Consider the following 4,398-nt stretch of genomic DNA (forward strand, 5'->3'; position numbering starts at 1 on the left):
ATTCAGCGCAATCATATTGGGTGTGCCTTCCTCGTTTGGGTCAGGCTCAATTCCCCATGACTTTCGCGTAAGTCCTATAGGTAAGTTCTGCGGCATTGGGGTTAAGCTTTGCCCGGGTTTGACGATAAGCGTTGATAGCGCTGGGTGCTAAGTCGTCCAGGCTGGCATCAGTTACTGGTGCGGTGTCGTAGCTTTGATTTTGGCGCTCTTGGTAGAATAATTGGATGTCTTGATCCGTACATTTAACATCAGCAGAACTAATTCGCCTGAACGCTCCTTTAGGTAATCCTCGGCTATTAATATAAACAGGTTTTGAAATCGGTGAAGCTTCAGGAATATAGGCTATTACGACCGTTTTGCCATCTCTGGTTTCGAGTTGAACTTGGGGACGCAGAGGGATATTAAAAGCAGTGTTACACTGACTGGTTAAATCCAATTGAATTTTGTCAAGGCCATCAACCCCAGTAATGTCATATTTTCTGGTAGGACTATCGCTAGGGGATTGGATGCCAAGAATAAGATAACCCCCGCCCATACTGGGTTCACTAGCAAAAGCGCTGATGGTCTCCCAGCAGCTTTTGCCAACTTCAGAGCTGTGTTTGGCTTCAATCTGTTGGCTTTCATCCTGAACTGTGAGGAGTTCCCAGAGTTCGTCAAAGGTTAGCATGGGCTTTGCAAGGTCGTTGTGGCTATCGCGATCAAGTCTAGGACAGTTTTAGGAACGTCTTCTAAAAATAGCTCTGTGCCTTAGAGTTGTTGCCTAATAAGCTCAAAAACCCTTGAAACCTAGCTCTGATAAGAATTTCAGCGATTTTCGCTGTTATTTCGCAACAGGCGTCCGGGCGGCATCGCCAGCACCGAGGATGAAACAAAGAGATTCAAGCTGTACGCTAAGAACAGCCAGTGTCAAGACCGCATAGATAGTGGTGCTTATCGCCCGCGCAACAGGCTGGTCTGGCGCTCTGATAGGCAGCACCGACTGTTGCCCCCAACGCTGGGTGAGCACGTATAGGAGATTCTCAAACTGTACAGAGCGCTCACTGGCATTGCTGTTTCTCCCCAGGCTAAATCATGCAAAAGATCCATGAGCGGTGTTGCGGGTTAGATGTTCACAAAAAGAGTATTACTGCCTGTTTGATTACGCCTGCCGAAGCAGGCAAGTCTGCACAAGTTATACGCAGCTTCGGCACCACAACGGCTGAATTGCTGGAGTTAGTCGATTGGTTAGTGCAATCGGAATGCACAATTGCGGCAATGGAAAGCACTGGGTCGTATTGGAAGCCAGTGTATAATTTGCTCGAAGGTGCGCTGGAGGTTTGGGTCGTCAACGCCCATCACATTAAGAGCGTGCCGAGACGTAAGACAGATGTCAAGGATGCTCAATGGATTGCTGAATTACTGCAACACGGGTTGTTGCGCCCCAGTTTTATTCCTTCTGCCGCTATGCGTGAGTTGCAAGAATTGGTGCGCTATCGCAAATCCCTGATTCAAGAGCGTAGTGCAGAAGTGAATCGGATTCAAAAAGTGTTGGAGGGAGCCAACATTAAGCTTGCCTCAGTTGCAACTGATATTATGGGCATGTCAGGGCGTGCAATCTTATCGGCACTTGTGGCAGGACAAGCTAATCCAGAAGAAATGGCAGCCCTTGCCAAAGGCAAACTGCGGAGCAAGTTGCCGCAACTGCAACAAGCGCTCAGGGGCACAGTATGTCCACATCAACGCTTTATTCTGGCTCAAATGCTAGCGCATGTAGATTTCCTCGACGAGGCACTTAAGCAATGCTCAGACGAAATTGCAGAGCGCTTGCGTCCTTCTCAGGCAGAGGTAGAACGCTTGTGTACGATTCCGGGGGTCAAGCAGAAGACCGCAGAAATCGGGACAGACATGAGTCAGTTTCCAACGGCAAAATATCTAGCATCATGGGCAGGTCTGTGTCTGGGTCACTATGAAAGTGCGGGCAAACAATACTTTGGCAGAACTCGCAACGGCAGCGTTTCGTTGCGAACCGGGCTAGTTGAAGCAGCTCAAGCCGCAGGACGTGCACGCAACACGTATTTGGGAACACGCTATCAACGACTCAAGCTTCACAAAGGAAGTAACCGAGCGGCGGTGGCAGTTGCCCACAAGATTCTAGTCATTGTCTATCACCTACTTACTTGCCAACCAAACGACTTATCGCGAGTTAGGCAGTAACTCTCTAGACCAACAAGACTGTGAGCGCATATCACGACAATTAAAACGGCGTTTAGAACGAGTGGGTTATAAGGTTTCACTCGAACCTACAGAACCAATAACACCTACTTCCTCCGTGGCATAGTGGGTATTTTCATAGGAGGTCTCTTGTAGATCAATGTCGCCAAACTGCCCAGCATGGTGAATGTTACCCTCTGGACTGACGCTTATGGACACTTCAATCTGAACATGAACGTTATGAGTTGAGAGGCGCTTGGGGGTTATTAAGACAGAAAGAATCGCGTAGCATTTACAAAATTTGTAAACGAATTCTCCAACGAGGGTCAGCGCTTCAAGCGATCGCTAAACAGATTTAATCAGACTAGCAATCACTTGAATTCAGCGCTCTGGTGCCTAACCACGATCGCTCAACTGACTTAAGCCACCGTGACGAAATCGGTGGGGTCAAGCAGATTCACTAATGACAGAATGCAGGTTGCCGTCTCCTCACTGAAGCCGATCACTAATGGTAAAATGCTGGTTCTAGCCTCTGTGTCAAAACTGTCCGGGGTCTAGTTATGACTCGTGATAAATTGGCAACCTGATCGCTAAAACTGTCAGTTTGTCAGCAAATCACCTACTGTATGGTTGAACTATAGATACAGCGATGCTTCCAGCTAATCCATGCGTGTGAGCAAACTGTCAGCAATTGTCAGCAAAAGTAGCTGCAAATAATTGAAAAACACTTAAAACCCGAACATATCAGTGTTTACAGCTATTAATGCTCTAGTCTACAGATGGTTCCTTTCTGTCAACAATTTCATAAGCAAAGTTTTCGGAGCTGGTTCCTCACTGCGATCGCGCCGTGGTCGTTTGTTCATCAAAAATCTTTGCGACACAACCGAGCAAGCGATCTCCCTGATTCAGGACTTCAAGTGTGAAGGATCCTGAAAGATCCTGATAGTTCTGGGCTGTGTTTTACGGCCTTTTTCAGGCAAGTAGGGTACAAGGTAGAGTTAGTGAAAATATAAGCTTCAAGCTGCCGATCATGAAGGCTTACTCGTCTGACCTCCGCCAGAAAATCGTAGACCGATATGAGGAGGGTAACATCTCCCAGCGAGAACTCGCCCGTCAATTTCGAGTCGCCGTCAGTTTTGTCCAAACGCTGCTAAAACGGTATCGAGAGACTGGAAAGGTTGGGACAAAGGTTCGGACTCAACAAACAGCTACGAAGCTGAATGCGCAGCAATTGAGCGTTCTAGAACAATTAGTCGAGGCCCACAACGACGCCACCCTCAAGGAACTGAGGAATCGTCTGGCAGAAAAGACGGGCGTGAGCGTCAGTTGTACAACGATCCATCGGATGCTAGTTAAGCTGAACTTAAGCGTCAAAAAAACGTTTCACGCCAGTAAAAAGGAGACTGAGCGAGTGAAACAGCAACGGGTCGAGTTTTGGCAATTGCTGCGGGGAATACGGGCAAAGGATTGAATCTTCATTGACGAAGCGGGGGTGAATTTGTCAATGGTGCGCTGGCGAGCACGCTCTCCAAAGGACAAAGAGCATATGGCAAACGTCCGCAAAAATGGAGTAAAAACGTCTTAATGATTGGGGCAATTGGACTAACGGGAGTGATTGCTCAATTGCCCCTGCTCGGTGCCGTTGATAGGCTACTGTTTGAAGCCTTCATCGCACGAAAGCTGGTGCCCAAGTTGTGGAAGGGCGCTTGTGTGATTCTGGATAACGGCTCGATTCACACGGGAGACTTCGTAGTTGAACTAATTCAACCAGCAGGGGTGCAAAATTGCATAAACTTCGGGCTCTCCGCAGCTTTTGGTGATCCGAACTAGACAAGCAAAAATTCAGTGATTATTTTCTTATTCAAATTATTAGTATCAATCATGCAAGCAACAATTGTTTTAATGTTCTCTAACTTACTACTCATAATGCGAATAAAAGATTTACTCTATCATTCTGAATGTTGGGGCAGTCTTGACAACAATAAGAAGATCTTACTGTTAAACACCTTTAACCCGTCAAGATAAATCTCCGATTCAGTAAATCAAAACTCGCTCTCCCATACATCTGGCGCTTCAGCAGTTTCAATCGATTGACCTGCCCTTCTACCGGCCCATTACTGATGGAAGTCGTGAGACTTGCTTTCACCGCTGCATAATCCTCTTTCAACCCTTGAGCAAAGCGTTGAAAGAGCACCATCGAGCTATTGA

Annotated in this window: 5 protein-coding genes; 3 read left to right on the forward strand and 2 right to left on the reverse strand. The window is 47.2% G+C overall.

Annotated elements, in window-relative coordinates:
• Window positions 1–46 precede the first annotated feature (46 nt).
• On the reverse strand, window positions 47–667 hold the full coding sequence (locus AC5JLB_RS13930) for an AlbA family DNA-binding domain-containing protein (protein ID WP_495874428.1): 621 nt from the start codon (window positions 665–667) through the stop codon (window positions 47–49).
• A 404-nt stretch (window positions 668–1,071) separates the two neighbouring features.
• Here AC5JLB_RS13930 and AC5JLB_RS13935 point away from each other — a divergent pair, with 404 nt between their 5' ends.
• The 3 genes from AC5JLB_RS13935 to AC5JLB_RS13945 all read left to right on the forward strand — a co-directional run bounded on the left by AC5JLB_RS13935 (window position 1,072) and on the right by AC5JLB_RS13945 (window position 4,020).
• Complete coding sequence (locus tag AC5JLB_RS13935; protein WP_495874429.1) at window positions 1,072–2,193, forward strand: IS110 family RNA-guided transposase; 1,122 nt, start codon at window positions 1,072–1,074, stop codon at window positions 2,191–2,193.
• Between the two features lie 1,027 nt (window positions 2,194–3,220).
• Window positions 3,221–3,661 carry a helix-turn-helix domain-containing protein gene (locus AC5JLB_RS13940; RefSeq protein WP_495874430.1) on the forward strand — a complete coding sequence of 147 codons (441 nt, stop codon included), beginning with the start codon at window positions 3,221–3,223 and terminating at the stop codon, window positions 3,659–3,661.
• A 41-nt stretch (window positions 3,662–3,702) separates the two neighbouring features.
• Window positions 3,703–4,020, forward strand: a complete 318-nt coding sequence (locus AC5JLB_RS13945; RefSeq protein ID WP_495874432.1) for a transposase — start codon at window positions 3,703–3,705, stop codon at window positions 4,018–4,020.
• A gap of 178 nt (window positions 4,021–4,198) precedes the next feature.
• On the opposite strand, the gene AC5JLB_RS13950 is transcribed toward AC5JLB_RS13945, so the two are convergent.
• On the reverse strand, window positions 4,199–4,398 hold a 200-nt coding region (locus AC5JLB_RS13950; RefSeq protein ID WP_495874431.1), incomplete at its 5' end, for a transposase.

Source organism: Myxacorys chilensis (assembly GCF_059505265.1).

Bases quoted from the DNA above. Each gene is read 5' to 3' on its own strand.
- AC5JLB_RS13935 (WP_495874429.1), top strand. From the start codon at position 1,072: ATGCAAAAGATCCATGAGCGGTGTTGCGGGTTAGATGTTCACAAAAAG.
- AC5JLB_RS13930 (WP_495874428.1), bottom strand. From the start codon at position 667: ATGCTAACCTTTGACGAACTCTGGGAACTCCTCACAGTTCAGGATGAA.
- AC5JLB_RS13940 (WP_495874430.1), top strand. From the start codon at position 3,221: ATGAAGGCTTACTCGTCTGACCTCCGCCAGAAAATCGTAGACCGATAT.